This is a genomic window from Halobacillus sp. ABR2_026 (assembly GCF_056158545.1).
Window position 1 is genome coordinate 333,859 of sequence record NZ_JBSWTM010000001.1, and the last position, 25,903, is coordinate 359,761.

25 protein-coding genes, 12 tRNA genes, 1 rRNA gene and 1 pseudogene are annotated in these 25,903 nt (G+C 45.8%); 34 read left to right on the forward strand and 5 right to left on the reverse strand.

Going from position 1 to position 25,903, the window contains the following annotated elements:
- Positions 1 to 14: 14 nt before the first annotated feature.
- The gene (locus tag ACXADE_RS01795) at positions 15 to 1,112 is read right to left on the reverse strand and encodes an SDR family oxidoreductase (RefSeq protein WP_474978815.1); all 1,098 of its coding nucleotides are present in this window, start codon (positions 1,110 to 1,112) and stop codon (positions 15 to 17) included.
- A gap of 265 nt (positions 1,113 to 1,377) precedes the next feature.
- Between ACXADE_RS01795 and ACXADE_RS01800 the strand changes: the two genes are divergently transcribed.
- The 4 genes from ACXADE_RS01800 to ACXADE_RS01815 all read left to right on the forward strand — a co-directional run bounded on the left by ACXADE_RS01800 (position 1,378) and on the right by ACXADE_RS01815 (position 4,383).
- Positions 1,378 to 1,659 carry a glutaredoxin family protein gene (locus ACXADE_RS01800; protein WP_474978816.1) on the forward strand — a complete coding sequence of 94 codons (282 nt, stop codon included), beginning with the start codon at positions 1,378 to 1,380 and terminating at the stop codon, positions 1,657 to 1,659.
- A gap of 223 nt (positions 1,660 to 1,882) precedes the next feature.
- Positions 1,883 to 2,290 carry a YppG family protein gene (locus ACXADE_RS01805; RefSeq protein WP_474978817.1) on the forward strand — a complete coding sequence of 136 codons (408 nt, stop codon included), beginning with the start codon at positions 1,883 to 1,885 and terminating at the stop codon, positions 2,288 to 2,290.
- 110 nt (positions 2,291 to 2,400) lie between these two features.
- Positions 2,401 to 3,093, forward strand: a complete 693-nt coding sequence (locus tag ACXADE_RS01810) for an alpha/beta hydrolase (RefSeq protein ID WP_474978818.1) — start codon at positions 2,401 to 2,403, stop codon at positions 3,091 to 3,093.
- 15 nt (positions 3,094 to 3,108) lie between these two features.
- Positions 3,109 to 4,383, forward strand: coding sequence for an MFS transporter (locus ACXADE_RS01815; RefSeq protein WP_474978819.1), 1,275 nt, complete (start codon positions 3,109 to 3,111; stop codon positions 4,381 to 4,383).
- A 137-nt stretch (positions 4,384 to 4,520) separates the two neighbouring features.
- Here the strand turns inward: ACXADE_RS01815 and ACXADE_RS01820 are convergent, their stop codons facing one another.
- Positions 4,521 to 5,378 (reverse strand): DegV family protein, encoded by an 858-nt coding sequence (locus ACXADE_RS01820; protein WP_474978820.1) that lies wholly within the window; start codon positions 5,376 to 5,378, stop codon positions 4,521 to 4,523.
- A gap of 80 nt (positions 5,379 to 5,458) precedes the next feature.
- Positions 5,459 to 6,373: a DMT family transporter gene (locus ACXADE_RS01825; RefSeq protein WP_474978821.1), complete on the reverse strand. Its 915-nt coding sequence runs from the start codon at positions 6,371 to 6,373 to the stop codon at positions 5,459 to 5,461.
- Between the two features lie 219 nt (positions 6,374 to 6,592).
- Here ACXADE_RS01825 and cshA point away from each other — a divergent pair, with 219 nt between their 5' ends.
- Positions 6,593 to 8,065, forward strand: coding sequence for a degradosome RNA helicase CshA (cshA, locus tag ACXADE_RS01830; RefSeq protein ID WP_474978822.1), 1,473 nt, complete (start codon positions 6,593 to 6,595; stop codon positions 8,063 to 8,065).
- A 103-nt stretch (positions 8,066 to 8,168) separates the two neighbouring features.
- On the opposite strand, the gene ACXADE_RS01835 is transcribed toward cshA, so the two are convergent.
- Positions 8,169 to 8,936, reverse strand: a complete 768-nt coding sequence (locus ACXADE_RS01835; RefSeq protein ID WP_474978823.1) for a rhomboid family intramembrane serine protease — start codon at positions 8,934 to 8,936, stop codon at positions 8,169 to 8,171.
- A 221-nt stretch (positions 8,937 to 9,157) separates the two neighbouring features.
- On the opposite strand from ACXADE_RS01835, the gene acpS reads away from it, so the two are divergent.
- The 15 genes and pseudogenes from acpS (at position 9,158) to ACXADE_RS01910 (ending at position 21,957) form a co-directional block, all read left to right on the forward strand.
- Positions 9,158 to 9,517: a holo-ACP synthase gene (gene acpS, locus ACXADE_RS01840; protein ID WP_474978824.1), complete on the forward strand. Its 360-nt coding sequence runs from the start codon at positions 9,158 to 9,160 to the stop codon at positions 9,515 to 9,517.
- 72 nt (positions 9,518 to 9,589) lie between these two features.
- Positions 9,590 to 11,089, forward strand: coding sequence for an NAD(P)H-hydrate dehydratase (locus ACXADE_RS01845; RefSeq protein ID WP_474978825.1), 1,500 nt, complete (start codon positions 9,590 to 9,592; stop codon positions 11,087 to 11,089).
- Between the two features lie 53 nt (positions 11,090 to 11,142).
- Positions 11,143 to 12,165, forward strand: coding sequence for a LolA family protein (locus tag ACXADE_RS01850; RefSeq protein ID WP_474978826.1), 1,023 nt, complete (start codon positions 11,143 to 11,145; stop codon positions 12,163 to 12,165).
- Positions 12,166 to 12,289: 124 nt separating this feature from the next.
- Positions 12,290 to 13,450 carry an alanine racemase gene (gene alr, locus ACXADE_RS01855; protein ID WP_474978827.1) on the forward strand — a complete coding sequence of 387 codons (1,161 nt, stop codon included), beginning with the start codon at positions 12,290 to 12,292 and terminating at the stop codon, positions 13,448 to 13,450.
- A gap of 158 nt (positions 13,451 to 13,608) precedes the next feature.
- Positions 13,609 to 13,890, forward strand: a complete 282-nt coding sequence (locus ACXADE_RS01860) for a CopG family ribbon-helix-helix protein (RefSeq protein ID WP_027956786.1) — start codon at positions 13,609 to 13,611, stop codon at positions 13,888 to 13,890.
- Between the two features lie 5 nt (positions 13,891 to 13,895).
- Entirely contained in the window at positions 13,896 to 14,246 is a 351-nt protein-coding gene (locus ACXADE_RS01865; protein WP_035511328.1) for a type II toxin-antitoxin system PemK/MazF family toxin, read from the forward strand.
- A gap of 315 nt (positions 14,247 to 14,561) precedes the next feature.
- On the forward strand, positions 14,562 to 15,431 hold the full coding sequence (locus ACXADE_RS01870; RefSeq protein ID WP_474978828.1) for an RsbT co-antagonist protein RsbRA: 870 nt from the start codon (positions 14,562 to 14,564) through the stop codon (positions 15,429 to 15,431).
- A gap of 4 nt (positions 15,432 to 15,435) precedes the next feature.
- Complete coding sequence (locus ACXADE_RS01875; RefSeq protein ID WP_027956783.1) at positions 15,436 to 15,792, forward strand: STAS domain-containing protein; 357 nt, start codon at positions 15,436 to 15,438, stop codon at positions 15,790 to 15,792.
- A gap of 2 nt (positions 15,793 to 15,794) precedes the next feature.
- The gene (locus ACXADE_RS01880) at positions 15,795 to 16,196 is read left to right on the forward strand and encodes an anti-sigma regulatory factor (protein ID WP_474978829.1); all 402 of its coding nucleotides are present in this window, start codon (positions 15,795 to 15,797) and stop codon (positions 16,194 to 16,196) included.
- A gap of 17 nt (positions 16,197 to 16,213) precedes the next feature.
- Positions 16,214 to 17,225: pseudogene (locus tag ACXADE_RS01885) on the forward strand (SpoIIE family protein phosphatase).
- Positions 17,226 to 17,290: 65 nt separating this feature from the next.
- Positions 17,291 to 17,620 (forward strand): STAS domain-containing protein, encoded by a 330-nt coding sequence (locus ACXADE_RS01890; RefSeq protein ID WP_474978830.1) that lies wholly within the window; start codon positions 17,291 to 17,293, stop codon positions 17,618 to 17,620.
- A 2-nt stretch (positions 17,621 to 17,622) separates the two neighbouring features.
- Positions 17,623 to 18,099 (forward strand): anti-sigma B factor RsbW, encoded by a 477-nt coding sequence (gene rsbW / locus ACXADE_RS01895; RefSeq protein ID WP_474978831.1) that lies wholly within the window; start codon positions 17,623 to 17,625, stop codon positions 18,097 to 18,099.
- Entirely contained in the window at positions 18,071 to 18,850 is a 780-nt protein-coding gene (gene sigB, locus ACXADE_RS01900; RefSeq protein WP_474978832.1) for an RNA polymerase sigma factor SigB, read from the forward strand. Before rsbW ends, sigB begins: the two co-directional genes overlap by 29 nt.
- 20 nt (positions 18,851 to 18,870) lie before the next feature.
- On the forward strand, positions 18,871 to 19,446 hold the full coding sequence (locus ACXADE_RS01905) for a PP2C family serine/threonine-protein phosphatase (RefSeq protein WP_474978833.1): 576 nt from the start codon (positions 18,871 to 18,873) through the stop codon (positions 19,444 to 19,446).
- Between the two features lie 306 nt (positions 19,447 to 19,752).
- Positions 19,753 to 21,957: a Tex family protein gene (locus ACXADE_RS01910; RefSeq protein ID WP_474978834.1), complete on the forward strand. Its 2,205-nt coding sequence runs from the start codon at positions 19,753 to 19,755 to the stop codon at positions 21,955 to 21,957.
- A gap of 44 nt (positions 21,958 to 22,001) precedes the next feature.
- Here ACXADE_RS01910 and cmpA read toward each other — a convergent pair whose 3' ends face one another.
- Positions 22,002 to 22,112: a cortex morphogenetic protein CmpA gene (gene cmpA / locus ACXADE_RS01915; protein ID WP_474978835.1), complete on the reverse strand. Its 111-nt coding sequence runs from the start codon at positions 22,110 to 22,112 to the stop codon at positions 22,002 to 22,004.
- A gap of 70 nt (positions 22,113 to 22,182) precedes the next feature.
- On the opposite strand from cmpA, the gene ACXADE_RS01920 reads away from it, so the two are divergent.
- The 14 genes from ACXADE_RS01920 (at position 22,183) to ACXADE_RS01985 (ending at position 25,746) form a co-directional block, all read left to right on the forward strand.
- Positions 22,183 to 22,626, forward strand: a complete 444-nt coding sequence (locus ACXADE_RS01920; RefSeq protein ID WP_474978836.1) for a SprT family protein — start codon at positions 22,183 to 22,185, stop codon at positions 22,624 to 22,626.
- 175 nt (positions 22,627 to 22,801) lie between these two features.
- Positions 22,802 to 22,876, forward strand: a tRNA-Asn gene (locus ACXADE_RS01925).
- A 4-nt stretch (positions 22,877 to 22,880) separates the two neighbouring features.
- Positions 22,881 to 22,971: transfer RNA gene (locus ACXADE_RS01930), tRNA-Ser, on the forward strand.
- Between the two features lie 11 nt (positions 22,972 to 22,982).
- Positions 22,983 to 23,054 (forward strand) — tRNA-Glu (locus ACXADE_RS01935).
- A 14-nt stretch (positions 23,055 to 23,068) separates the two neighbouring features.
- A tRNA-Asp gene (locus tag ACXADE_RS01940) sits at positions 23,069 to 23,146 on the forward strand.
- Between the two features lie 7 nt (positions 23,147 to 23,153).
- Positions 23,154 to 23,228: transfer RNA gene (locus ACXADE_RS01945), tRNA-Gln, on the forward strand.
- Between the two features lie 105 nt (positions 23,229 to 23,333).
- Positions 23,334 to 23,409: transfer RNA gene (locus tag ACXADE_RS01950), tRNA-Lys, on the forward strand.
- Positions 23,410 to 23,417: 8 nt separating this feature from the next.
- A tRNA-Leu gene (locus ACXADE_RS01955) sits at positions 23,418 to 23,499 on the forward strand.
- Positions 23,500 to 23,545: 46 nt separating this feature from the next.
- A tRNA-Leu gene (locus tag ACXADE_RS01960) sits at positions 23,546 to 23,633 on the forward strand.
- A gap of 69 nt (positions 23,634 to 23,702) precedes the next feature.
- Positions 23,703 to 23,779, forward strand: a tRNA-Arg gene (locus tag ACXADE_RS01965).
- A 4-nt stretch (positions 23,780 to 23,783) separates the two neighbouring features.
- Positions 23,784 to 23,860 (forward strand) — tRNA-Pro (locus ACXADE_RS01970).
- Between the two features lie 29 nt (positions 23,861 to 23,889).
- A tRNA-Gly gene (locus ACXADE_RS01975) sits at positions 23,890 to 23,963 on the forward strand.
- 18 nt (positions 23,964 to 23,981) lie between these two features.
- Positions 23,982 to 24,058 (forward strand) — tRNA-Ile (locus ACXADE_RS01980).
- A gap of 123 nt (positions 24,059 to 24,181) precedes the next feature.
- Positions 24,182 to 25,746 (forward strand): 16S ribosomal RNA (locus ACXADE_RS01985).
- Positions 25,747 to 25,903 lie beyond the last annotated feature (157 nt).

Below are 25,903 nucleotides of genomic sequence, written 5' to 3' on the forward strand. Positions count from 1 at the left end.
TTTTTTATTGTGAACTACAGGATAGATACATGTTTGGACGAGTCCCCTTTATTCTCGCGGTAATAATCGATCAGAACATCGGTATAGGAGAATAAATCGGGACAGAAAATGCCGGAAGCCGCCAAATCTTTTTCGGCCTCCCGGTTGTCGTAGTCCGCAGAGTAATGGAAATAATCCATGGCCTGTCTTTGTATCCCAAGTCCTCTCCGAAGGGAGGGGAGACGTAATGAGTGCCTTGCGATGCTGACAGGCAGGAGGAAGCGGGGTTGTTTATTACAATAAATGCTGCTGAAATGCTCATAAATTTCTTTAGCGGTATAAGGGTCTGAATCTGTGAGATGATACGTCTGCCCCGCACTTTCTTTATGGTGAGCCAGATGAACGGTGGCTTCCATCACGAAATCCTGAGGGACAAGGTTTACCCGTGCGTCCCCTTTTCCGAAATAAGGGAGGACTGGGAGACTTCTCAAGCTTTCTAACAAATTCAATATGAAATACGGGCCATCAAATTTAGCAGTGGCTCCTGACTTCGTATGTCCGACCACGATGCCTGGGCGGATGATGGTTGTTGGGATCCGGCTGGATTGTTGCTGGACGAGGACTTCCGCTTCGTATTTAGTGTATTCATAATGGTTTTTAAACCCCTGGGCGTGGGAAAGCTCTGTTTCGTGAATGTTCCCTTCGCGTTTTCCTGAAACATAGGCGGTGCTGAAGTATACATAACGTTCTAAGTTCGGGCAATCTGAAACCCAGTGGTTCATCTCTCTCGTCCCTTTCACATTCACTTTCCACGCAGGGGAAAGCGGCACAGCCAGGTCGTAAAGAGCAGCCAGGTGAAAGGCGTGTGTGACTTCTGTTGTCACTTGTCTGCTACGTTCGATGGAAAGGCCCAATCGTTCTTTCGTAATATCGCCTGGTATAAGTTCGATCTTTTCTGTATCCACATTTGTATCAGTTATCCAGGAGTCCACTTGCTTTTGAGCGTCCCTCTCAAGCCCCGGAAGGTGAAGGAGGTAGACCTTTTTTATGGGGTGTTCTTTGTTGAAGAGCTCTTTGACTAGTGAGGATGCCAAATATCCAGGAAACCCTGTAAAAAAATAAGTATTAAGCATATCCATATCGCCTCCGTGGTTACTGTTTTTCTTTTATTTTTCGTTATGGGCCGGTTAGTTTCCTTCTTTTACCTTTTTCCTGTTTATGGTCATTATTGAGGGGGAAAGAGTGTCTTATCACCTTCTTTATAATCGCCTAGTAATAATAAATGAACAGAATTGGTACAAAAAATAGGTGTATTTTAATGAGAAAATCGTTTTAGGTGAGGGGAAAGCGGGTAAAGAGTTTTAGACAGAATTGGAAAAGACACAAGGAGGGGGAGCTTTGGGTAACCCGGAAGTTGTCGTGTACACGAGTCGGAACTGTCACTATTGTGAGAAAGTGCTTGGAACATTGGAAGATTGGAATGTAGATTTTGATGAGCGGAATGTTTCAGAGAATCGTGAGTATTTTAAAGAATTACAGAGGAAGAATATATACGGGACACCCGCTGTATTTATAGATGGAGAAAAGATTCTCGGTTATCAAGAACGTAAAATGAAGCAGAAGCTGGGCATAAAAGAGAATCCTCAATATGCTATGACAGACTCCATGCGTTTTTCTTAAGGGTTTCGACAAGTGATTCTCATCACTTGTTTTTTTCTTTTTTTTAGCTCTTGGAAGTTTTGTGAATGGGGAGGAAGTTTCTCTCCCTGACCTTCGGAAGCCATTGGACTTACACTTTACAAGGAATTATTAAATGAGAAGGGTCAAGGGGCAACGACATCGTTTCACTTTTTCCCATGCTTTTTCATAGGCTGAAGTATCCTACGTTAAAGGTGGAACAATCATGTACCCATACAATCCTTACTATTACTACAACAATAGCTTGTACCGGTATCCTGCCAACTTTCCTTATGATCAGTCCAATCAGGTGAATTACCAGCATATGTATAACAACCAGGGGAATAACTGGGGTTATAACCCTTACGCCCAGACGATGTATGGTTTTCAGAACCCGTATGTGAATAGTTACGACTATACAGGTTATACTGAGACTGGGAATGTAGATGCAAACGCGAATGCATCATTAAACGTCGGTGATATGTCCAAGGGAGTCATGAGTTATTTTCAAAAAGAAGACGGACAGTTCGACTTTGACAAAATGATGTCCACCACCGGTCAAGTTATGAAAACCGTGAAGGATGTCAGTCCTATCGTTAAAGGGATCGGAACGTTCGTGAAAGGCATCAAGTAAACCGCGCGCTATTCATTTAGCGCGCATTTTCTTTAATAAATCGTTCCCCTTACAGGGATGAGGGGGCCTTTTTTATCATCATATCATGAACAGGTTGGAGGCTTAGGAACATGAGTATCGGGTGTTTATGTATTCACGGGTACACAGGAAGCCCGGATGAAGTCCAGCCCCTCGTCGATTTTCTGGAAGCTCGGACGGATTGGGAAATCGTCAATCCGACACTTCCTGGCCACGGGGAGGATTTGGATCTTGAAGGGCACTATTATCAAGAATGGATTGCAACGGCAGAGCTCGCTTTGCTTGACCTCATGAAACGACATAGCAGAATCTACATCATCGGCTTTTCGATGGGTGGAATGATCGCTGCTTATTTGACAGCTAAGTACCACCTGGACCGGCTGGTTCTTCTGTCAGCGGCAGGGAAGTATGTCAGCCTTCCGCAGATGTGCAAAGATATACTGGCCATGGTCGCCGATGCCTGGAACGGAGTACTTGCAGACAATGAGCTTTTTGTCAGATATCAGAAGAAGCTAACGGATACGTATCTCTTTTCCACCTTTGAATTTATGAAGTGTGTCCAGTTTACACGCCCGTATTTGCAGCACGTCACGTGTCCGGTGTTGATCATTCAGGGGGAATTGGACGGTATGGTACCGAAGACGGCTGCTCTATATTTGGAAGAAGAAATTCCGTCTGAAGAAAAGGAAGTCATTTTTTTGAAAAAGTCGAAGCATTTAATTTGTCATGGGGATGACAGCGATGAATTATTTGATGAAGTGATGGATTTTGTGAGTCAACCATAGGGGGAAGGGAATCGGATGACGAATAAAGGTGGACAACCCATTCAGACCTCTTTTTATTATGGATGGGTTGTTGTGGCGATTGCTGGTTTGGGTGTGTTCTTTTCAGGGCCCGGCCAAACCTATTCTGTATCTATTTTTATTGATTATTACATAGAGAATTTTGAGTATTCGAGATCGGCAGTTTCCGGTATTTATTCAGCGGCAACGCTCCTTGCGGGGATTACATTGTTCATGATGGGGCGATTGATCGATCGTTTCGGCCAACGAGCTATGATGGTTGCCGTCGGGTTATGTCTGGCTTTTGCCCTCGTGTGGAATGCCTTTTTGCTCGGGCCGATCATGATGTTTTTTGGATTCTTCATGATCCGTCTGTTTGGCCAAGGATCGATGACGCTGATTCCAAATACTCTTGTTCCGCAATGGTTCATTAGAAAACGGGGAAGAGCATTGAGTGTTATGGCGATCGGTGGTTTTGCAAGCTCTGCTCTGCTCCCGCCTTTGAACACATGGATGATTGAATCGTTTGGATGGAGAATGACGTGGGGATTATGGGGGGGAGCGTTATTGGTTCTGTTCGTCCCTTTGGCCTTTGTCTTCGTTCGAAACAAGCCGGAACAGGTTGGAGAAGTCCCTGACGGTAATCCGAAGCCGGTTAAAGGGGGGCCCGGAAAGAATCCTAACGTTGATGTGAATGAAAAGAGCTGGACGTTAAAAGAAGCGATGGCAACCCGGGCGTTTTGGTTCATTCTCTTTTGTGTGATCGTACCTGCCCTCGTGAACACGGCGGTAACCTTTCATATCGTCTCCATTATGGATTTGCGAGGCCTTGATACAGGGGTCGCTGCCATGGTCCTCACGCTGATGGCGGTTATCGGGTTTCCTATTACGTTCGTGAGTGGCTACTTGGTCGATCGGTTCAAAGTTCATTACATTTTGGCCATTACATTTTTTGGACATATTTTCACGCTCCTCCTTCTGCTGTTTACTGATTCATGGTGGATGGCCGTAGGTTTTGGAGTGTTCTGGGGATTTGTGAATGGCTTTGAGCGAATCGTATTGAATATCGTCTGGCCGAATTACTTCGGGCGTGAACACCTTGGCAGTATCAAAGGACTTGCCCAGACCGTCATGGTCGTCGGTTCAGCGTTAGGGCCGCTGCCATTCGGTCTGTTTTATGATTGGCTCGGGGGTTATCAGGAAGTCATTCTTCTAACCCTCCTGTTTCCTGTAACAGCGGGTATTCTTGCAATGTTATCGCCACAGCCGGATTATGACGCGTATCATGCATAAAAAACGTCAGAGGAATTTTTCCTCTGACGTTTTTGGAGTTGCTAAAGTTCGGCCATTGGACTTGTTCAACGAAAGCTCCCGCTCGTTGATCGATCCGTTTCGAGGTGATAAGTATCATTAGCAAGCTTTATTAAAGTTCAATCTTTAAAGAAGGCGATGACAAGGCCGCCTTCTCCAGCGTAGGTTGAAATGAGCGGCCCTGTTTCCATGAAGAGAGAGTCTTTGAAGTTGTACCGTTCTTTGATCGTATTTAACACCTTCTTCCCTCGCTCTTCATCATTGCAATGGGACATCGCAATGACACGGTCTTCCAGGTTAGAGGCATATTCTCCGATCTGTTCTACGAAGCGACGGATCGATTTCTTGTTGCCGCGTACTTTTTCCGTCACCTCCACCGATCCTTCATCTTCACTTGCTTTCATGAGAAGCTTGATGTTCAGTGTCTTAGCAAGAGCCCCTTTCACTTTGTCGAGGCGCCCGCCTTTGATGACATTTTCAAGCGTCTTCAAAATGAAAAGAGTCGTCGTTTTTTCGATCCGCTCCTCCATATGGGAAACGAGCTGTTCAAAGTCATAGCCTTCGTCTATGCGGGCGGTCGCTTCATTTACAAGTAAAGCAATGCCGCAGGAAGCCGTCTTCGTATTCAGGACAGCGATTTTACGGTCTGGTTCCTCCTGTAGAAGCATGTCCCTCCCCATTACCGCACTTTCATACGTGCTGCTCAATCCCTGGGTTAAGGCGAGAACAAGGATTTCATCCTCTGCCTCTACATTTTTATAGGTTTCATAGAAGTCATTTGGACTTGGAGAAGAGGAACGCGGCAGTTCTTCCGACTGCCTCAGTTTTTCATAAAAGGTAGGCAGATCGATCGTTTTGCCTGTTTTGTATTGTTCGTCTCCGAAGTGTAAGTTTAGAGGGACATATTGGATGTTGTGTTCTTCCATCATTCCCGGGGCCAAATCTCCGCCCCCGTCTATGATCAGTTGTATTGCCATTCTTTCACCTGCTCTCTTAGATTCTTCGTACTTCTAGGGGAATCCCCGTATCTATACAATAGTATATCAAACTTCTCGTTTTATCTGCGTTCCGGGGCATGGGTGAATTTCGGTTTCACCTTTTTCATCGTACTCAGGATGAACATCATCAATCCGAAGATCACAATTGATCCACCGAGCCACTGCGTCCATGTGATCCCTTCATTTAGAATCCAATAAGCTAAAATAGATGCGCCAACCGGTTCGACAAGGACAGCCATTGATATAGTGGAAGTGCTGAGCCACTTCAATGTCCAATTGAAAAGTGTATGACCGAAAAAAGTCGGAATGATGGCGAGTCCAAGGAATACCAGCCATTGATCTTCATTATACCCGGTAAATGAATAACCGAGCGCCATATTATAGAGAAGAAGGGTGAGTGCTGCCATTCCATAGGCGATGAACGTATACGTCATGATGGACTGTCTCTTGCGGAGATTTTGACCAAGCAGGAAATATCCGGTCACGGTGACTGCTCCTAAAAGGGCCAGAATATCACCGAACAATGCCATTCCGCTGATCTGGAAGTCCCCCCAACCGATGATTACGCTCCCTGTCAACGTGATCGCTAGACTGAAGATGGCACCGACGGTAAACCGTTCTTTGAAAAAGAGATAGGTGCCTGTAAAAGCGAAAATCGGCTGAAGGGAAACAAGAACGACGGAACTTGCGACTGTCGTGTAATTCAATGATTCAAACCACAGGATGAAGTGGAAAGCTAAAAATATTCCTGAAAAAACGGCGAGGATCCAATCTTTCTTTTTTGTTTGTTTGATTTCATCAAAATGTTTCCATAATACATAAGGAGCCATAATTCCGACGGCAAGCACCAGCCGGTAAAAAGCTATCATCGCTGCTGGCACATCCCCTGCGAGTTTGACGAAAATGGCAGACGTTGATATGGAAAGGACACCGATGAACAAAACAATATATGGTTGCACTGGAGGCTTTTCCAAGTGAGCCCTCCTCTGGTAAACGTCAGTTTTTACTCATTTTATCATTATTACGTTTGAAAAGCATAGCTGAAATGTGTAGAATTAACTATGTTATATGTGTTATGATGAATGAATCTATCAGGCAGATACCAGAGAAGCCTCTCCCGTTTCCTGTGGCAGAAGGCTTTTTTTACATGTATATAGGTAGAAGATTTAACAATAAAGGAGTATGAAATTACTGTGACAACATTTCAATCACTAGGATTATCAAAACCAATCCTAAAATCATTAGACATCATGGGTTTTGAAGAAACAACACCCATTCAAGCGCAAACGATCCCTCTAGGACTAGAAGGGAAAGATGTGATTGGTCAAGCTCAGACAGGTACAGGGAAGACGGCTGCATTCGGTATTCCGATGCTCGAAAAAATCAACAAACAAGTGAAAGCTGTCCAAGGACTTGTCATCGCCCCGACAAGGGAACTGGCTATTCAAGTAGCAGAAGAATTGAACCGTTTAGGTAAAGGAAAAGGAGTCCGTGTCCTTCCGATCTACGGTGGGTCAAACATGGAGCGCCAAATCCGCGCCCTGAAAAACAATCACATCGTCGTAGCAACACCAGGACGTCTTCTTGACCACATCCGTCGTAAAACGATTAAGCTGCAGGATGTTCACACAGCTGTTCTTGATGAAGCAGATGAAATGCTGAACATGGGCTTCATCGATGATATCCGTGATATTTTGAAAGCATTGCCGGAAGAGCGTCAAACATTGCTGTTCTCTGCAACGATGCCTAAAGAAATCCGTGATATCGCGACGACCTTGATGAACAACCCGGAAGAGGTCAAAGTGAAAGCAAAGGAAATGACAGTGGAGAACATTGAACAGTACTTCGTTGAAATTCCTGAAAAACACAAGTTCGATACGTTATCCCGTCTGTTGGACATTCACGATCCTGCTCTTGCGATCGTCTTCGGTCGTACGAAGCGTCGTGTCGATGAAGTAGCGGATGGTCTGCAGGCTCGTGGATTCAGCGCTGAAGGGATTCACGGAGATCTTACACAAGGAAAGCGTATGTCCACATTGAATAAATTCAAACGCGGACGCATTGAAATCCTTGTTGCGACAGATGTTGCTGCACGTGGACTGGACATTTCTGATGTCTCTCACGTGTACAACTTCGACATCCCTCAGGATCCGGAAAGCTATGTCCACCGTATTGGACGTACAGGCCGTGCCGGTCGTAAAGGGAAGTCCATTTCCTTTGTTACACCACGTGAAAAAGATCAGCTTCATTTGATCGAGAAGATCACGAAGAAGAAAGTGGAACGGTTGAAAGTTCCTTCTTCTGAAGAAGCTGCACGTGGTCAGCAGAAAGTTGCCGTTGAAAAATTGGCAGAGACGATTACGAACAACAACCTTAACAATTACAAGCAGGCAGCTAATGAGTTGCTTGAGCAGCATGATTCTGCAGATTTAGTAGCTGCAGCTCTGAAGATGATGACGAAAGAGCGCAGTGAAGTCCCTGTTCGTTTGTCTCATGTTCAACCAATCAGTGTGAAGACTGCTCAGCGTGATAAGAATAAGAAAAAAGGTGGCTACCGCAAAGGCGGCAACCGCAACTTCAACAATAAAAACAAATCCCGTAACCGTAACTTCAACGGTAAAGGCGGCAGCAAACGCGGAAACTATCAAAATAAAGGCCGCAGCTAAAATAAGCCTATAATAAGGTCAGTCCTCCACCGGAGGGCTGGCCTTTTTGCGTGTAGAAAAACGCATTTCATATAAAAAAACTCCACCCCGGAGGGTGAAGTGATTAGATTCGATTGATGAGCGCGAACAACGCAAGGAAAATGATGATGCCCCATAAAATGTATTTTCCGGGTGATTTCCCGCCATACTTCCTTTTCTTCCAACGGTTAGGGTTGAAAGAAATGTCGTCGTTATCGGAACGGGAATGACGGGCGCGTACCTGCCACAAAGAAAAACGCTGGGCATTTTTCAAAATCACGGGGGCAAGCGCGAAACCTCCAATCAGACCGAATAAGTGGGCGGTAATATTAATGTTTGGCTGGACGAACGTCATGAATAAACCGATGGCAAAGATGGCGAGAATGATTTGGGAATTCGCTGCATCAATAAGGTGCTTGCGGTTCATGACCATGTATAAGTAAACGCCGAATATACCGAAAATGGCCCCGGAAGCACCGAGGTGCCAGTAATACCCGTCAGGATTGACAAGGAAGGTACCGAGGTTCCCGATGAACCCGGCGGTTATATACAAAATGACGAACTTCACTTTTCCCAACATCTGTTCAAGGGCTGGACCGAACAAAACAAGGGAAAAGGAGTTGAACAAAGCATGGGTGAAATCCCCGTGCAGGAAGATCGGAGTGATGAGGCGCCAGTATTCTCCGTTCAAAATGAGGACATTCATACCGGTTCCCCACTCTTTCAAATCCACTGCAAATCCTAGCTGAAGAAAATCCATCAACAGCCAGAGGGCGAAATGAAGCCCGACGAGAAATGAAACAATTGGGTAAAAACGTATAAATTCTTTGAAACTTTCGGTTCGTACAAACATAACCTGGTCTCCTTTATATGTTCAAGATAGCAAGAAGGTCGTTGGAGGAGGTCCTCCAACTCCTTGATGTGCAAAGTTTGTTCCTTTTGCATCCAGGGTTCTTGGGAATTTTTAAAACTTCCTATTTCTAATGTAATCCTCAGAACTTCCTCGTATTCTTTTTTACAAGGAAAAGATTCGGGTATACTGTTCATAGATTGAAATGAAAAGGAAGATGAATCGTGATCAAAGGCATCGGTGTGGATATTATTGAATTGGATCGTATTAAACAAAGTATAAAGCGAAAGGATCGCTTTGTTCAAAGGATATTGACTGAGCGGGAGATTCTCCGCTATCAAACACTGAATGAGAGAAGGAAAGTGGAATATCTAGCTGGACGTTTTGCTGCCAAAGAAGCTTATGCCAAAGCATCTGGAACGGGAATTGGGCGTCTCAGCTTTCAGGACATCGAAATTTTATCAGACGAGGGAACAGGAGCGCCGGTCATCCGGGCGAAGGGTTATCATCACTATCAGGCGTGGGTCTCCATCAGCCATAGCTCGGAGTATGCCATTGCACAGGTGGTTTTGGAAGAGTACTAGAGAGGGAAGGGAGGGAAGACATAATTACATAGGTTGTCTCATAACATTGTAATGCGGGTAGGAGGGAACGAATTGGATATTGTTACCGCACAGGAAATGTACGGACGAGATCGGGTGGCTATCGAAGCTGCCGGATTAGATGGGAAAATGCTGATGGAGAATGCCGGGAGAGCAGTTGCGTATGACCTGCTCCGGCACATTCAAAAAGAGCATAGAATTGTCGTCCTGATTGGTGCAGGGAATAATGGCGGGGATGGGTTCGTCATCGCCCGGACGTTGTTGAACCTTGGATACGACGTTGAGGCGCTGCAGGTCGTTCCGGATACAAAGATCTCTGGAGATGCAGAAGCGCACAAGAGGATATTCCAAGCTTCTGGTCACCCGTACAGACTATTGAAGAGTTCGGAAGACTTGAATACTTCTCTGAGTCGTGCCCATGTATGCATCGATGCGATGCTGGGGATCGGAGTGAAAGGTCGGCTGAAAGAGCCTTATATGAGTGTTATTCGTCTCTGTAATGATAAGGCTATGCTTAGACTTGCTGTGGACCTGCCTACAGGTGTGCCGGCTGATGAAGGGGAAGAGGTGGACGAGGCTTTTCAAGCTCATTACACTTCCATTATTGAAGCTCCGAAGCAGAGTGTATTTCTTCAGCATACCAGTCCTTATTACGGGGAATGGGCGGTTGTCGAGATCGGACTGCCTGTTCAAAAGCTTCCGGATCATCGGAGGAAGACATGGCAGGAAGTCGACGTACAACAGACCCTGCCTCCCCGGGGTACCCATTCCCATAAAGGCACCCATGGGAAAGGGCTGGTCATCGGGGGTTCAAAATGGATGCCCGGCTCTGTAGCCATGACGGCGAAAGCCGCTCTGCGTAGTGGAGCAGGATTGATATCCATAGCCACTGATCCCGAAGCAGTCCCTTCGGTCTCAGCCTTTGTTCAGGAAGCGACGTTCGTTGAAAGGGAGAGGGAAGAGCGAATACCAGATGTGAAAGTTTACGACGGAATCGCTCTTGGTATGGGGTTCGGCAGAGGAGATTGGCAGAGAGAGGTTGTGCGTTCGATCGTCAGTGAAAGATCAACACCTTTGTTGATCGATGCCGATGGATTGTATCTGCTCGATGATGATCTCACAAGGTTGAAGGGGAGGATGGCTGCGACTGTCTTGACCCCTCACCCGGGAGAGTTCGCTCATCTGACCGGTCGTTCTGTTGCAGAGGTATTGTCTGCTCCTTTCGCCCTTTCGAAAGCGTTCGCTGAACAGTACGGGGTCTATCTCGTTTTGAAAGGTCCTTCAACCATCATTACAGCTCCTTCGGGTGAACAACGTGTAGATGTTTCCGGAAATGCCGGTCTTGCTAAAGGTGGTAGTGGTGACGTTCTCTCCGGTGTTCTGCTCAGCATGATGATGCAGACGGAGAACGTGATGGATGCCTTAAGTAATGGCTGCTACATTCACGGGGCAACCGCTGATCTGCTCGTTCAGGACAGACATTCCGAGGTTGACCTACTCGCCTCTGACGTCATTGAAGGGTTATCCCGGACGTTCCGTACATTGACCTTTTGATCCATAACATACGTTCCCTTTGTCCTTAAGTAGAGACAAAGGAGTTGAGTCTTATGCAAAGACGTTTTCTGATCCTGTTGTTCAGCCTGTTCGTCTTAGGTGCATTGACAGCTTGTGGCTCACAATCGAAAGAAGATGTCGTCAAGAAGCTGGAAAAACAGTCCGAAGAAATGGCTGGTTATAAGACCGAAGCGAATATGAAGATGCGCACAGGGAAAGAAGAGCAGAAGTATAACATTCAAGTGTGGCATAAGAAGGATGATTTCTACCGCGTGAAACTTCAGAATGATCAGGATGAAAAGGGAAGCCAGATCATTTTGAAGAATGACAGTGGTGTATATGTTTTGACGCCAGCGTTAAATAAGAGTTTCAAGTTTCAGAGTGAATGGCCTCAAAATACGAGTCAGCCTTACCTCTATGCTTCCCTCTTGAATGACATCAAAGCGGATCCGGATGCAGAGTTCAACGCTTCCGAAAACTACTTTGTGTTCAAGACGAAGACCAATTACCAAAACAACAAGACTCTTCCGTTCCAGGAAATCTATTTTGATAAGAAAACTTACCATCCAGTTATGGTAAAAGTGTTCGATCAGGATATGAACGCGCTTGTCGAAGTTCAATTCGCCAACTTCTCGAAAGATGATTCGATGAAGAAGGAAGACTTTGATGTCGATAAGAACATGGCGATGGCTCCAACAGAAGCGCCTGTTGCGAACATGGAAGGGGAAGAACTTGAAGAAGTCCTCTATCCTCAGGAAACGTTCGGTGCGGAACTCGCAGACGAGCGCGAAGTGAAAACAGAAGACGGCAAACGATTCATTATGACATATGCTGGAGACAAAGACTTTACTTTGGTCCAGGAAAAAGCGGAAATTCAAGCTGCTAGTGCCCAATATTCTGTTCAGGTGAATGGTGAACCTGTCCAGCTTTGGGACGGGGTGTTTGCAGCTTTTGAACACAACCGCCTGGAGTGGAACCATAATGGGACGACATATCAGCTTGCGAGTAATGAATTGACACAGGATGAAATGGTTGCTGTCGCAAGTTCGATCAACACCGCTTCCATGGTGAAATAAGATTGAAAGGAGCAGGCTTAACGGTCTGCTTTATTTTTTGTGTTTGACAATTTTCTGCAGTAGTTGACACTCCCATCTTAATCATTCAATAATAAAAAGATATAGATAGAGAGGAGCGGTCAAAGTGGTACGGAATACATATTACAGAGATTCAATCGCAGAGATTGATTTGTCGGCGATTGGGTATAATATAAAACAATTAAAACAGCGCTTGGACAGACGGACAGAGGTATGTGCAGTCGTGAAAGCGGATGCCTACGGCCATGGAGATGTACAAGTAGCGGAATCCGCTCTGAAGGCGGGAGCGAAGGGTCTCGCCGTCGCCCTTCTTGATGAAGCCTTGAAGTTGAGGGGAGCCGGGATTGATGCCCCTATTCTGGTTATGGGGTGGACACGCCCTTCAGATGCTAAAGTTGCAGCCGAGCATGATATTGCTTTGACAGTCTTCCAAAAAGAATGGCTGGAGGAAGCGGAAGGACTTTCGAATTCTTACCCATTGAAACTCCATTTGAAAATCGATACGGGGATGGGGCGGATCGGAGTCCGGTCACAAGGAGAGTTAGCAGAAGTTCTCTCTGTCCTGACTGAGAACCCTGCCTTTCAACTGCAGGCGCTGTTTACCCACTTTGCTACCGCTGATGATGACGACACCAAGTATTTTGATAGACAGCAGAAGCGTTGGGACGAAATGTTTTCCTATTTTAAAAGGAATTGGGCGGAAGATGTCGAAATTCATACGAGTAACAGTGCGACAAGTATGAGAGTACCGGAGCGGATGGATCACTTCGTTCGTTTTGGAATCAGCATGTACGGACTTTATCCATCTCCTGTTGTCAAAAAGGAGCGTCCGATCGACTTGAAACCTGCATTTTCTTTGTCGAGCCGTCTTGTTCATGTCAAAAAGGTAGAGGCTGGAGAGTCTATCAGCTACGGAGCGACCTATACGACGACGAAAGAGGAGTGGATCGGAACGATTCCTCTCGGGTATGCGGATGGTTGGATCCGTAAACTTCAAGGGGCTGACGTGCTTGTCGACGGGAAACGCCACCCGATTGTCGGAAGAATTTGCATGGATCAATTCATGATTCGGCTGGATCAGGAATATCCTATAGGGACAAAGGTTACCTTAATTGGTAAACAAGGGGATCAGGAAATTTCAGCCGATGAGACAGCAGAGCATCTTGAAACGATCAATTATGAGATTCCCTGCATGATCAGCCAGAGGGTGCCGAGAGTTTTTCAGGAAAATGGGAGGACCGTAGACGTGAGGAATTCCTTGTTGTAAGTGATTTCCCGGTTTAGGACAATTCTCCCGATCTAAGGATAAAAGCTTTCATAATTCACGAAAAAATTCCAACACTCCTTTGCAATGGACACTCCCGTTTGATAAGATTAGAGTGGACTAATTGACTGGTTTCTTTTGAGAGAAGATGGTGGAGGTGTATGGTTTTGTCCGATAGCATGCAGGAGATTGTCATCCGGATTCCGGATAACCTACTCAATGAAGTGGATGGCTTCATTCAACTCGATAACAGTGATCGGAGCGATTTCATGTGTCAAGCAACGAAAATGTATTTGCGTGAGAAGAAACAACGTCATATCAGGGAATCCATGCGTAGAGGCTACATGGAAATGGCGAAAATCAATTTAAATATCGCTTCAGAAGCGTTTCAAGCTGAAGAGGAGGCCGAACACACCCTGGAGCAACTAGTGAGCGGGGTGTGAAGCCAGTGATAGTCAAACGAGGTGACGTTTATTTCGCTGATTTGTCCCCGGTTGTGGGATCTGAACAAGGCGGGGTCCGTCCTGTACTCGTCCTTCAAAATGATATTGGTAATCGTTTTAGCCCTACCGTAATCGTTGCCGCGATTACAGCGCAAATACAAAAAGCCAAACTTCCAACACATGTCGAAATCAATGCAGAAAAATATGGGTTCGAGCGAAACTCTGTAATCCTACTGGAACAAATCAGAACGATTGACAAGCAGCGTTTGACCGATAAGATTACTCAACTTGATGAACCGATGATGCAGCAGGTCAACAAAGCCCTGCAGATCAGCCTCGGTTTGATCGACTTTTAATCGGAAATCACGTCGTAACCGGATCGTAAAGTTACCTTTTTAAGGTAACTTTATTTTTTTTGGTTTTTTTAGTTTATAATGAAGGCAAAGAGGGTATTGATGATGGCGTGTTTTTTATATTTTTTTATAAAGGCGATGCACTTTTCATTTTAATAAGGGGACAGAGAGAAAGCTGTCCGTATGAAAGAACGGCCTGAACTCCTCCAGTGCAGGGCTCAGTCCCCAATGGTGTAAATAAAAGCATTTTTTTGATAAAATTATATCTAAATAGTATGTGGACGACTAATAGAGGGTTAGAAGGCGGAGGTTTAGATAATGGATGAACGATTGAAAAATGTAGTGTTAGAGCATAGTGATGACATTGTCAAAATGTGGTTGGAGGAAGTCAATACACATAAGAAGAATGATTATACATCGACGATTTCTGACGAGATGTTCGAAAGCACCAACCGTGAATTTGTTAATGTGATATTCTCCAGCATTGAAAAGCAGGGGTTATCTTCGGATTTGGATGATTTCTCCGAACGCTTGATCAATCTGGGGTGGCCGTTGAGCTATTTGACGGACGGCATGCAGGTATTCCGCCGTGTAGTTACGGATTTCATCCTCAAACAATCGGACAAAATCGACTCGGACTATTTTTCTGAAGTTTTACGGAAAGTGGATGGCTGGGTTGACCCGATTATCAACCGACTTGTCAATGAGTATTCCGGAAGCTGGGAACATATTGTTTCCTTGCAGAGAGTAGCTTTGCAGGAGCTTTCCGCTCCGTTGATCCCTGTCATGGAAAACATTACGATTATGCCGCTGATCGGCACCATCGATACAGAGCGGGCTAAGCTCATTATGGAGAACCTGCTGGATGGAGTGATCAAGCACAATGCAGAGGTTGTCCTGATCGATATTACTGGTGTTCCTGTCGTTGATACGATGGTGGCTCATCATATCATCCAGGCTGCGGAAGCGGTCCGCCTGGTGGGGTCGAGGTGTATCCTCGTGGGAATTCGTCCTGAAATTGCTCAGACGATCGTGAATCTGGGAATCGATTTAGGAAAATTCCCAACGAAGAGTTCCTTGCGAAAAGGGTTCCAAACAGCATTGGAATTGACGAACCGTCGAATCGAAGAAACCCAGAACAACGATGAAGACATCGAAAAACTAATTGATTCACTAGATAGGGAGTGAAAACATGAGGATACCTATTTTAAAGCTTCATAACTATTTACTCATCTCCATACAAATCGATTTGGATGATCAGACAGCCATCCAATTCCAGGAAGATCTCTTGAAAAAAATTCACGAAAGCGGAGCTACAGGTGTCGTCATAGATTTGACATCCGTTGATATCATCGATTCTTTCATTGCCAAAGTACTTGGTGATGTAGTGACGATGTCGGATTTGATGGGGGCTAAGGTCGTTTTGACCGGTATACAGCCGGCGGTTGCTATGACTCTGATTGACTTAGGTATACACATGCAGGATGTCCCGACCGCGTTAGATCTAGAACAAGGGTTGATCAAACTTCGCCAGGAATTGGAGGAGTGAATATGGACTTCCAATCCTGTGTCAACATAAAGAAGGAGTGGGACATTGTCGGAGCCAGACAGCTTGGACGCGATATATCCAGAAAGATCGGCTTCGGGACCGTCGATCAAGCCAGGATAGCCACAGCCATTTCTGAATTGGCACGGAACATCTATTTGTATGCAGGAACAGGAAAAGTCTGTTTCGAAGCACTCGAAGATATGAATAAAAAGGGAATTCGGATCGTAGCTACAGATGAGGGCCCGGGCATTAAAGATATCAGCCAGGTCATGGAGGACGGATTCACTACATCCGGAGGGCTCGGAGCAGGGCTTCCAGGTGTGAAGCGGTTGATGGACGATTTTGATATCGTATCAGGAGAGGGTAAAGGTACGGAAATCACTGTTGTCAAATGGCTCCGTTAAAGGAGGTAGAAAAAGCGATGGATACATTGAAACTCGATTTGGAAAATTATAAAGAATTATTGCAGGAGTATATAAAGACGAAGGATGAGCAAGCTCTCTATCAGGCGGAACAATTCAGCAAACACTCGATGCAGCAGAATATATCCCCTGAAGAGATCATCAATGTTCACATCCAATCCTTACAGGAAATATACCCGGATATGCCTGAGTATATTCAGTCATCTATGAATTTCCTTTTGGAAACGATGATTTCCTATGGACTGGCCTATCAGGAGTATCAGACATTGCGTGAGAAACAGCTGGAACTCAAATCAGAAATATCCGTAGCTGCAAACATGCAGAAAACACTTCTGTCGACCGTTAAGCCTGATTTGGCTGATATCGATGTAGGGGCATTGAGTGTCCCGGCCAAACAGATGAACGGGGACTACCATCACTTTGTTCATGATGGAAAAGGGAGCCTTGGCATCGCTGTTGCCGATGTCATTGGTAAAGGTGTACCCGCCGCTCTTTGTATGTCCATGATCAAATATTCGATGGATAGCTTTTCAGGAAATGCGCACGGATTCAAGTGTCATTCTTGGCAGTCTGAACAGAGTGGTCGAACGTAATGTGGATGCAAGTATGTTCATAACGATGTTTTACGGCTTGTATAATTCGAACGAGCATACGTTCACGTTTTCTTCAGCAGGTCATGAACCAGGGTATTATTACCATAAAGATCGTGATGAATTTGAGGAAATTGATGTTCCAGGGCTTGTTCTCGGGGTATCTCCTGAAGTTACGTATAAGCAGTATGAGAAGAAAGTGGAAAAAGGGGACATGATTATTCTTCTTACAGACGGTGTCACCGAATGCAGACAGGGAGACCGTTTTATTGATCAGGAAGAAATTCTGCATGTCATCAAACAATATTCTCATCTGCCGGCACAAGGGATTGTGGATCAAGTGTACAAGCATTTCGAGCGATTGCAGGATTTCCAATTGAGAGACGACTTCACATTAATTATTTTACGAAGAAATGTTTAATGGATGTAAGAGAAGGGTAAATAAACCTGCGCTCTATTTTTCAACAATCATTAGGAGGGATTACGATGAATTTATCTATAGATGTTACGAACAATGATACGGTTTCGAATGTCGTCCTTACCGGTGAGGTCGATGCATTCACCGCCCCTAAATTAAAAGATACGTTATTACCGCTTACGAAAGAACAAGGCCATGTTGTAGAAGTGGACTTTCAGGATGTGAATTATATGGACTCCACGGGCCTCGGTGTTTTCATCAGTGCCTTGAAGTCTACGAAGGAACATGATTCCAAGATGCGCCTTGTCCATATGCAGGACCGCGTATATCGTCTCTTCAAAATTACCGGTTTGACAGAAATCATGAACATCGAGTCTACAGTACAAGGTGGAATGTAAAGATGGAACCATTTGATTTTGTTGAAGTGAAGGTACCTGCCAAAGCAGAATATATCGGGGTTGTACGTCTGAGTACATCAGGAATCGCCAATCGGATGGGATTCACTTACGAAGACATTGAAGATTTGAAAGTAGCGATATCAGAAGCGATCACCAATGCAGTGAAGCATGCGTATAAAGAAACAGGTGAGGGAGAGATCACCATCGGTTTTGGTGTGTATCAGGACAGGCTGGAAGTCATGGTCGCTGATCATGGAGGAAGCTTTAACCTTGGTGAAATCAAAGAAGACATTGGCCCCTACAAACAGGACGATGACATTGAAGAACTGCGAGAAGGAGGCTTTGGCCTGTTTCTTATCGACGCACTCATGGATAAAGTTGAAATCAACAGCAAATATGGAGTCATTGTCCTTATGACAAAATATCTCCATGAAACCGGGGTGGGGCAAGATGGCGACCAAATCACAACATCACAATGAGGAAGTTTACGAATGGATTGCCCACCTGCAAGAAAACCCTAGAGATGAAGCGGTACAGGAAAAAGTTGTGCTCGTTTATAAGGATCTTGTAGAATCCATTGCTCGTAAATATTCGAAAAACAGCACCATCCATGAGGACTTGGTTCAAGTCGGCATGCTTGGGCTGTTAGCGGCTATTCGGAGGTATGACGCTGAATTCGGCAAGTCTTTCGAATCGTTCGCAATTCCTACGATCATAGGGGAAATTAAACGCTTCATCCGTGACAAAACGTGGAGTGTCCATGTTCCCCGCAGAATTAAGGAACTCGGACCGAAAATCAAAAAAGTCTCTGAAGAACTGACGAACACTCTGCAACGTTCACCATCTGTCAAAGAAATTGCGGATGAGCTTGAGGTATCTGAGGAAGATGTTCTGGAGACGATGGAAATGGGTAAAAGCTATAAGGCGTTGTCGGTGGATCGTAAAATCGAAGCCGACTCGGACGGAAGCACCGTGACCATCCTTGATTTGATTGGAAATCAGGAAGACGGTTATTCCAATATCGACCAGCGGATGCTCCTTGAAAAAATCCTCCCGATTCTTAGCGAGAGGGAACAGGAAATTCTTCAGTGTACCTATTTTGAAAACATGAGTCAGAAAGATACGGGCGAACGCCTCGGGATTTCCCAAATGCATGTCTCCCGTTTACAGAGACGGGCGTTAAGAAAGCTGAGAGAAGCTCTGCAGTCGGAATCTGTTGAGGTATTCTAGTGAAAAAGGAGACCAAACGGGTGGATTTATCTATTTTCCAAAAAGCCAAAAAAGGGAACTATTTTTGCGGTGACAGCTATTTCTATAAGGAAACGGAAGGTGCGTTTTTATGTGCTTTAGCCGATGGACTCGGTAGTGGTGAAATGGCGATGGAATCATCCAAGGCAGTGATGGAAGTGATAGAGGAACATCCAGATTCGACTGTAGAAACGCTCGTTAAAAGATGCAATGAAGCGCTGGCAGGAAAGCGCGGGGTCGTTCTCGGGATTTTGAGAATCGATTATAACGCTCAAACTTATTCCTATTCATCCATCGGAAATATCGGGATCATTACGATCGACCCGGGTGGGGAGCGGAAACGGAACATTCCGTTAGCCGGTTATCTCTCAGGGTTCCCACGCTCACTTCGAGTGACCCATGGGACAGTACAAAAAGGGATGATATTCCTTATGTTCTCAGACGGGGTCAATGATCGACGCTTATCTTCAAAGCTTACCCAATCCAAAGATGTTGAGCAGATCACCCAGGATTACAAGCAAATGTACGGCGATACCCGTGATGATGATACGACATTAATTGCTATGGCCTATAATTAAAACCCTCCATTCAAGCCGTAAGGTGGAATGGGGGGTTTTATTGTTACTCGTACTTGGCCCCCTTTGATCGTATTCGGTACCACGTACCTTTTGTGAATTTCTCGTACCTGGTACCGCATTCCGGAAATCTGGTGTCAGGTTTAAAAAGGTTTGTTTATGGATCGCCCCTTATACCAGGTATTTAAGCATTAGGTAATGGTACCGGGTACAATACTTTTTTTACGTACCAGCTACCAAGCGGGACTATTTCTGTACCGGACGGGCAAGGGGAGAGGCCCCGAGTATTCTTGTCTATAATTTGATACAATGAACAAGACGTCATTGAAGGAGGTCATTTTTTTGAGTGAAACCAATCAAAAGAACGAGTTGATGAAACTCGTAGCTAAACAGACAAAAGTGAAAGATCAGACGGTCAAACAAGTGATCGACCTGCTTGAAGAAGGGAATACTGTTCCTTTTATCGCCCGTTATCGGAAAGAGATGACTGGCGGATTAGATGAAGTACAAATCAAAGATGTCGAAGACCAATGGAATTATGTCACAAACCTCGTGCAGCGGAAGGAAGAAGTCATCCGCCTCATCGAAGAACAAGGCAAACTGACAGACGACCTGCGTCGCGAGATTGAATCGGCAGAAAAACTGCAGCGGGTGGAGGACTTGTATCGTCCGTATAAACAAAAGCGGCGAACACGTGCGACAGTAGCCAAAGAAAAAGGTTTAGAACCTCTCGCCGTACAGGTTTGGGAACAGCGAAATATTAACTTCAGTAAGGAAGCGGAGCGTTACTTTTCCGAAGAATACGAGCTGAAGGCTGAGGAAGATGTAAAAGCTGGAGTCAATGATATTATCGCTGAATGGATATCCGATGATCCTACATACAGAGAGAAAATTAGGAAGCAGACCCATGACAAAGGGGTCATTGTCTCTTCAACAAAGAAAGCGGACCAAGACGAAAAAGGTATTTTCGAAATGTATTATGATTATCAGGAACCTGTCCGTTCAATCGCATCCCACCGGGTCCTGGCCTTGAACCGGGGTGAAAAAGAAGAGGTGCTTAAAGTCGGTGTACAGCCTCCTGAAGATGCTATCGTGCAATACTTGGAGCGGAGCGTGATCAACCGTCAAACGACAGGCAAGCTCCGTGCCATTCTTGAAGAGGCTATTCAGGATAGTTACAAACGATTGATCCAGCCTTCTGTGGAAAGAGAAATCCGTGGTTCCTTATCAGAACAGGCGGAGGAACAGGCCATTGAAGTGTTCTCCAGCAACCTCCGGAACCTCCTCCTGCAGCCCCCACTAAAAGGAAAAGTGGTGCTTGGGGTGGATCCCGCTTACCGTACGGGATGTAAACTTGCGGTAGTAGATGAAACGGGGAAGGTCCTTGATATCGGGGTCATATACCCAACGGCCCCTCGAAATGATACAGCGGGAGCCGAAAAGAAAATTCTTTCCTTTATGAAAAAGTATGACATTGAACTGATGGCGATCGGAAACGGGACGGCATCAAGAGAAACGGAACAATTTATAGCTGATATGATTCAAAAACATCAATTGGATGCTTCTTACATGATCGTCAATGAAGCGGGAGCCAGTGTTTACTCTGCTTCAAAATTAGCGCGTGAAGAGTTTCCTGATTTTCAAGTGGAAGAACGTAGTGCGGTTTCCATTGCCCGCCGGGTTCAAGATCCATTGGCAGAACTGGTGAAAATCGACCCTAAATCTATCGGAGTGGGGCAATACCAGCATGATGTCACGCAGAAAAAGCTGAACGGCTCCCTCTCCTTTGTCGTGGAGACTACTGTAAACCAAGTCGGTGTCAATGTGAACACAGCTTCGTCCTCACTGCTGCAATATGTATCGGGACTTAGCAAAACCGTTGCGAACAATGTGGTGAAAAAAAGGGAGGAGTTAGGGAAATTCACTAAACGAACTGAACTTAAAGACATCCCGCGACTGGGGGCGAAAACGTTCGAACAAAGTATCGGCTTCCTTCGGATTTTAGACGGGAAGGAGCCACTCGACCGGACTCCGATCCACCCGGAAACATATAAAGCAACCCGGGAGCTGTTGAAGATGCTTGGGTTTACGACTTCGGACATCGGGACGGAGCGTTTAGCTGAGGAACTGAAGACGAAGGATGTCTCTTCTGTAGCCGAACAATTGGGAATAGGAGAATTGACGCTTCAGGACATTATGAAATCATTGGCTCAGCCCGGAAGAGACCCAAGGGATGATTTGCCGAAGCCATTATTGAAAACCAATGTTCTTTCAATGGAAGATCTTGAACAGGGAATGGAGTTGGAAGGGACGGTTCGGAATGTTGTAGATTTTGGAGCGTTTGTAGATATTGGCGTGAAGCAGGATGGGCTTGTTCATATTTCGAAGCTTGCAAATAAATACGTGAAACATCCAATGGACGTAGTGTCTGTTGGGGATGTGGTGACCGTTTGGGTAGATCAAGTAGATGTACAGAAGCAGAGAATTGCCTTGACTATGGTTAACAATGGATAAGAAAAAAAGCAACTGCCTGGAGAGCCTATCTTTCCGGGTGGTTTTTATTTATGCAGGTGTTGATAATAGTACCAGCATTGGTTCAGCATTTTGATTTGATATTTGTCTTTGTTCAAGAATGCTCGTGTCATTTGTTTCATTAACCATGATGGCATGAAAGTTCAGCTCCTTTATATTCAAGTCATACTTGTGGTAGAGTATGCACAGGACAAGGGAGGTGTTCCTATGACAGATGAAGAATTGCAGCAATGGACTCATAAACTCTCAGAAGAATATTTTGACAAACCATTTGTACATGATGTATACTTCAACTCTCGTCTAAGGACGACAGGAGGCCGATACATTCCTTCTAAAAAAGTGATTGAAATCAATCCGAAATATAGTGTAGAATTAAATGGTGTCGAATTGGAAGGCATCATTAAACATGAGCTTTGCCACTATCACCTTCATATAGAAGGAAAAGGTTTTGGGCACCGCGATCCTGAATTCAAAGCACTAATGAAAAAGACAGGATCTCCGAGACATTGCTCACCACTTCCTTCCACCTCACAAGAAAAGTTTCACCATTATGTTTGTACAAAATGCGGGCAGACATACAAAAGGAAAAGGAAAGTGGATACTAGAAAATTCGGCTGTGGAAAATGTAAAGGGAAGATTAAAAAGAAGTAAATTTTCCATTGACGAAAGATTATGCACATGTTAAATTAGTTAAGTCCTCAAAAAAACAAGCCATTCACTCATGAATTACATTGAAATTTCATTGAAAAAAAGGTTTGACATTGAATGCAGGATGTTATAAGATATAAAACGTCGCTGATAAACAACAGCAGACAATATACATTATTCCAACGTAGCTCAGTGGTAGAGCAATCGGCTGTTAACCGATCGGTCGTAGGTTCGAATCCTACCGTTGGAGCCATTATGGAGAAGTACTCAAGTGGCTGAAGAGGCGCCCCTGCTAAGGGTGTAGGTCGCGTAAGCGGCGCGAGGGTTCAAATCCCTCCTTCTCCGCCATTCTCTTTATTGGCCCGTTGGTCAAGTGGTTAAGACACCGCCCTTTCACGGCGGTAACACGGGTTCGAATCCCGTACGGGTCACTTTTCAATACATAGGTCCGGTAGTTCAGTTGGTTAGAGATGCCTGCCTGTCACGCAGGAGGTCGCGGGTTCGAGTCCCGTCCGGACCGCCACTCTTTTTGGGCCATAGCCAAGCGGTAAGGCAACGGTTTTTGGTACCGTCATGCGCTGGTTCGAATCCAGCTGGCCCAGCCATTTTTCTTTGAAAAAAAGGTTGACAAAAAGATGAATACATTATATGATGTTTCTTGTGCTTTTAAAAAACATCACGATCATTGAGTGTTACAGATTCCTTTTAAGGAGCCATTAGCTCAGCTGGTAGAGCATCTGACTTTTAATCAGAGGGTCGAAGGTTCGAATCCTTCATGGCTCACCATTTATTATGCGGGTGTGGTGGAATTGGCAGACACGCTAGATTTAGGATCTAGTGCTTCACGGCGTGGGGGTTCAAGTCCCTCCACCCGCATTATCCAATTATCATGATCAGCATCCCATTGTTATTTAGCAATTTTGCGGTCGTGGCGGAATCGGCAGACGCGCTAGGTTGAGGGCCTAGTGGGAGGTAATCCCGTGGAGGTTCAAGTCCTCTCGGCCGCACCAAACTTTTTCAAAAAAGTTCTTGCGTCAAAACACAATAAATGATAAGATAATCAATGTCGCTTTTTTAATGCGCCCGTAGCTCAATTGGATAGAGCGTCTGACTACGGATCAGAAGGTTAGGGGTTCGACTCCTCTCGGGCGCGCCATCAACGGGAAGTAGCTCAGCTTGGTAGAGCACTTGGTTTGGGACCAAGGGGTCGCAGGTTCGAATCCTGTCTTCCCGACCATCGAAATGCTAAAACAACATGATACACTTGCGGGTGTAGTTTAGTGGTAAAACCTCAGCCTTCCAAGCTGATGATGAGGGTTCGATTCCCTTCACCCGCTCCATTTTATTGAATGTCATCGGGGCCTGTAGCTCAGTTGGTTAGAGCGCACGCCTGATAAGCGTGAGGTCGGTGGTTCAAGTCCACTCAGGCCCACCATGATTCACTTTTGATCTTTGAAAACTGAACGAACCAACCAGTACGTCAAAACATTTCTTCTTTTATAGAAGAGATTTGAAACAAAGCACATTCGGTGTGCAAATGAGCAAGTCAAACTTAACTTTTATGGAGAGTTTGATCCTGGCTCAGGACGAACGCTGGCGGCGTGCCTAATACATGCAAGTCGAGCGCGGGAAGCGAGCGGATCCCTCCGGGGTGAAGCTCGTGGAACGAGCGGCGGACGGGTGAGTAACACGTGGGCAACCTGCCTGTAAGATCGGAATAACCCCGGGAAACCGGGGCTAATGCCGGGTAATACTTTCTTTCGCATGAAGGAAAGTTGAAAGATGGCTTCTCGCTATCACTTACAGATGGGCCCGCGGCGCATTAGCTAGTTGGTGAGGTAACGGCTCACCAAGGCGACGATGCGTAGCCGACCTGAGAGGGTGATCGGCCACACTGGGACTGAGACACGGCCCAGACTCCTACGGGAGGCAGCAGTAGGGAATCTTCCGCAATGGACGAAAGTCTGACGGAGCAACGCCGCGTGAACGATGAAGGTCTTCGGATCGTAAAGTTCTGTTGTTAGGGAAGAACAAGTACCGTGCGAATAGAGCGGTACCTTGACGGTACCTAACGAGGAAGCCCCGGCTAACTACGTGCCAGCAGCCGCGGTAATACGTAGGGGGCAAGCGTTGTCCGGAATTATTGGGCGTAAAGCGCGCGCAGGCGGTTCCTTAAGTCTGATGTGAAAGCCCACGGCTCAACCGTGGAGGGTCATTGGAAACTGGGGAACTTGAGGACAGAAGAGGAGAGTGGAATTCCACGTGTAGCGGTGAAATGCGTAGATATGTGGAGGAACACCAGTGGCGAAGGCGACTCTCTGGTCTGTTTCTGACGCTGAGGTGCGAAAGCGTGGGTAGCAAACAGGATTAGATACCCTGGTAGTCCACGCCGTAAACGATGAGTGCTAGGTGTTAGGGGGCTTCCACCCCTTAGTGCTGAAGTTAACGCATTAAGCACTCCGCCTGGGGAGTACGGCCGCAAGGCTGAAACTCAAAGGAATTGACGGGGGCCCGCACAAGCGGTGGAGCATGTGGTTTAATTCGAAGCAACGCGAAGAACCTTACCAGGTCTTGACATCCTTGGACCTCCCTAGAGATAGGGATTTCCCTTCGGGGACCAAGTGACAGGTGGTGCATGGTTGTCGTCAGCTCGTGTCGTGAGATGTTGGGTTAAGTCCCGCAACGAGCGCAACCCCTAATCTTAGTTGCCAGCATTCAGTTGGGCACTCTAAGGTGACTGCCGGTGACAAACCGGAGGAAGGCGGGGATGACGTCAAATCATCATGCCCCTTATGACCTGGGCTACACACGTGCTACAATGGATGGTACAAAGGGCAGCGAAGCCGCGAGGTGTAGCAAATCCCATAAAACCATTCTCAGTTCGGATTGCAGGCTGCAACTCGCCTGCATGAAGCCGGAATCGCTAGTAATCGCGGATCAGCATGCCGCGGTGAATACGTTCCCGGGCCTTGTACACACCGCCCGTCACACCACGAGAGTTGGCAACACCCGAAGTCGGTGAGGTAACCTTTATGGAGCCAGCCGCCGAAGGTGGGGCCAATGATTGGGGTGAAGTCGTAACAAGGTAGCCGTATCGGAAGGTGCGGCTGGATCACCTCCTTTCTAAGGATATTACGGAAACGTACTGTGTTGGTTGTTCAGTTTTGAGAGATCAAACGATCTTTCAACTTGTGAACCTTGAAAACTGGATAAGGAATCATTGTTTCATCTAACGATGAGGCAATTGATGACAAGACATCTAATTGAAATTGTAAACGTC

What these genes read in the sequence shown, in the direction of transcription:
- ACXADE_RS01850 (WP_474978826.1), top strand. Translation starts at nt 11,143, where the DNA reads ATGCAAAGACGTTTTCTGATCCTGTTGTTCAGCCTGTTCGTCTTAGGT.
- ACXADE_RS01880 (WP_474978829.1), top strand. Translation starts at nt 15,795, where the DNA reads ATGGACTTCCAATCCTGTGTCAACATAAAGAAGGAGTGGGACATTGTC.
- ACXADE_RS01820 (WP_474978820.1), bottom strand. Translation starts at nt 5,378, where the DNA reads ATGGCAATACAACTGATCATAGACGGGGGCGGAGATTTGGCCCCGGGA.
- rsbW (WP_474978831.1), top strand. Translation starts at nt 17,623, where the DNA reads ATGGAACCATTTGATTTTGTTGAAGTGAAGGTACCTGCCAAAGCAGAA.
- ACXADE_RS01920 (WP_474978836.1), top strand. Translation starts at nt 22,183, where the DNA reads ATGACAGATGAAGAATTGCAGCAATGGACTCATAAACTCTCAGAAGAA.
- ACXADE_RS01815 (WP_474978819.1), top strand. Translation starts at nt 3,109, where the DNA reads ATGACGAATAAAGGTGGACAACCCATTCAGACCTCTTTTTATTATGGA.
- ACXADE_RS01795 (WP_474978815.1), bottom strand. Translation starts at nt 1,112, where the DNA reads ATGCTTAATACTTATTTTTTTACAGGGTTTCCTGGATATTTGGCATCC.
- ACXADE_RS01875 (WP_027956783.1), top strand. Translation starts at nt 15,436, where the DNA reads ATGAGGATACCTATTTTAAAGCTTCATAACTATTTACTCATCTCCATA.
- ACXADE_RS01810 (WP_474978818.1), top strand. Translation starts at nt 2,401, where the DNA reads ATGAGTATCGGGTGTTTATGTATTCACGGGTACACAGGAAGCCCGGAT.
- ACXADE_RS01860 (WP_027956786.1), top strand. Translation starts at nt 13,609, where the DNA reads ATGGTTTTGTCCGATAGCATGCAGGAGATTGTCATCCGGATTCCGGAT.
- cmpA (WP_474978835.1), bottom strand. Translation starts at nt 22,112, where the DNA reads ATGCCATCATGGTTAATGAAACAAATGACACGAGCATTCTTGAACAAA.
- sigB (WP_474978832.1), top strand. Translation starts at nt 18,071, where the DNA reads ATGGCGACCAAATCACAACATCACAATGAGGAAGTTTACGAATGGATT.
- ACXADE_RS01870 (WP_474978828.1), top strand. Translation starts at nt 14,562, where the DNA reads ATGGATGAACGATTGAAAAATGTAGTGTTAGAGCATAGTGATGACATT.
- ACXADE_RS01890 (WP_474978830.1), top strand. Translation starts at nt 17,291, where the DNA reads ATGAATTTATCTATAGATGTTACGAACAATGATACGGTTTCGAATGTC.
- ACXADE_RS01910 (WP_474978834.1), top strand. Translation starts at nt 19,753, where the DNA reads ATGAACAAGACGTCATTGAAGGAGGTCATTTTTTTGAGTGAAACCAAT.
- ACXADE_RS01835 (WP_474978823.1), bottom strand. Translation starts at nt 8,936, where the DNA reads ATGTTTGTACGAACCGAAAGTTTCAAAGAATTTATACGTTTTTACCCA.
- ACXADE_RS01805 (WP_474978817.1), top strand. Translation starts at nt 1,883, where the DNA reads ATGTACCCATACAATCCTTACTATTACTACAACAATAGCTTGTACCGG.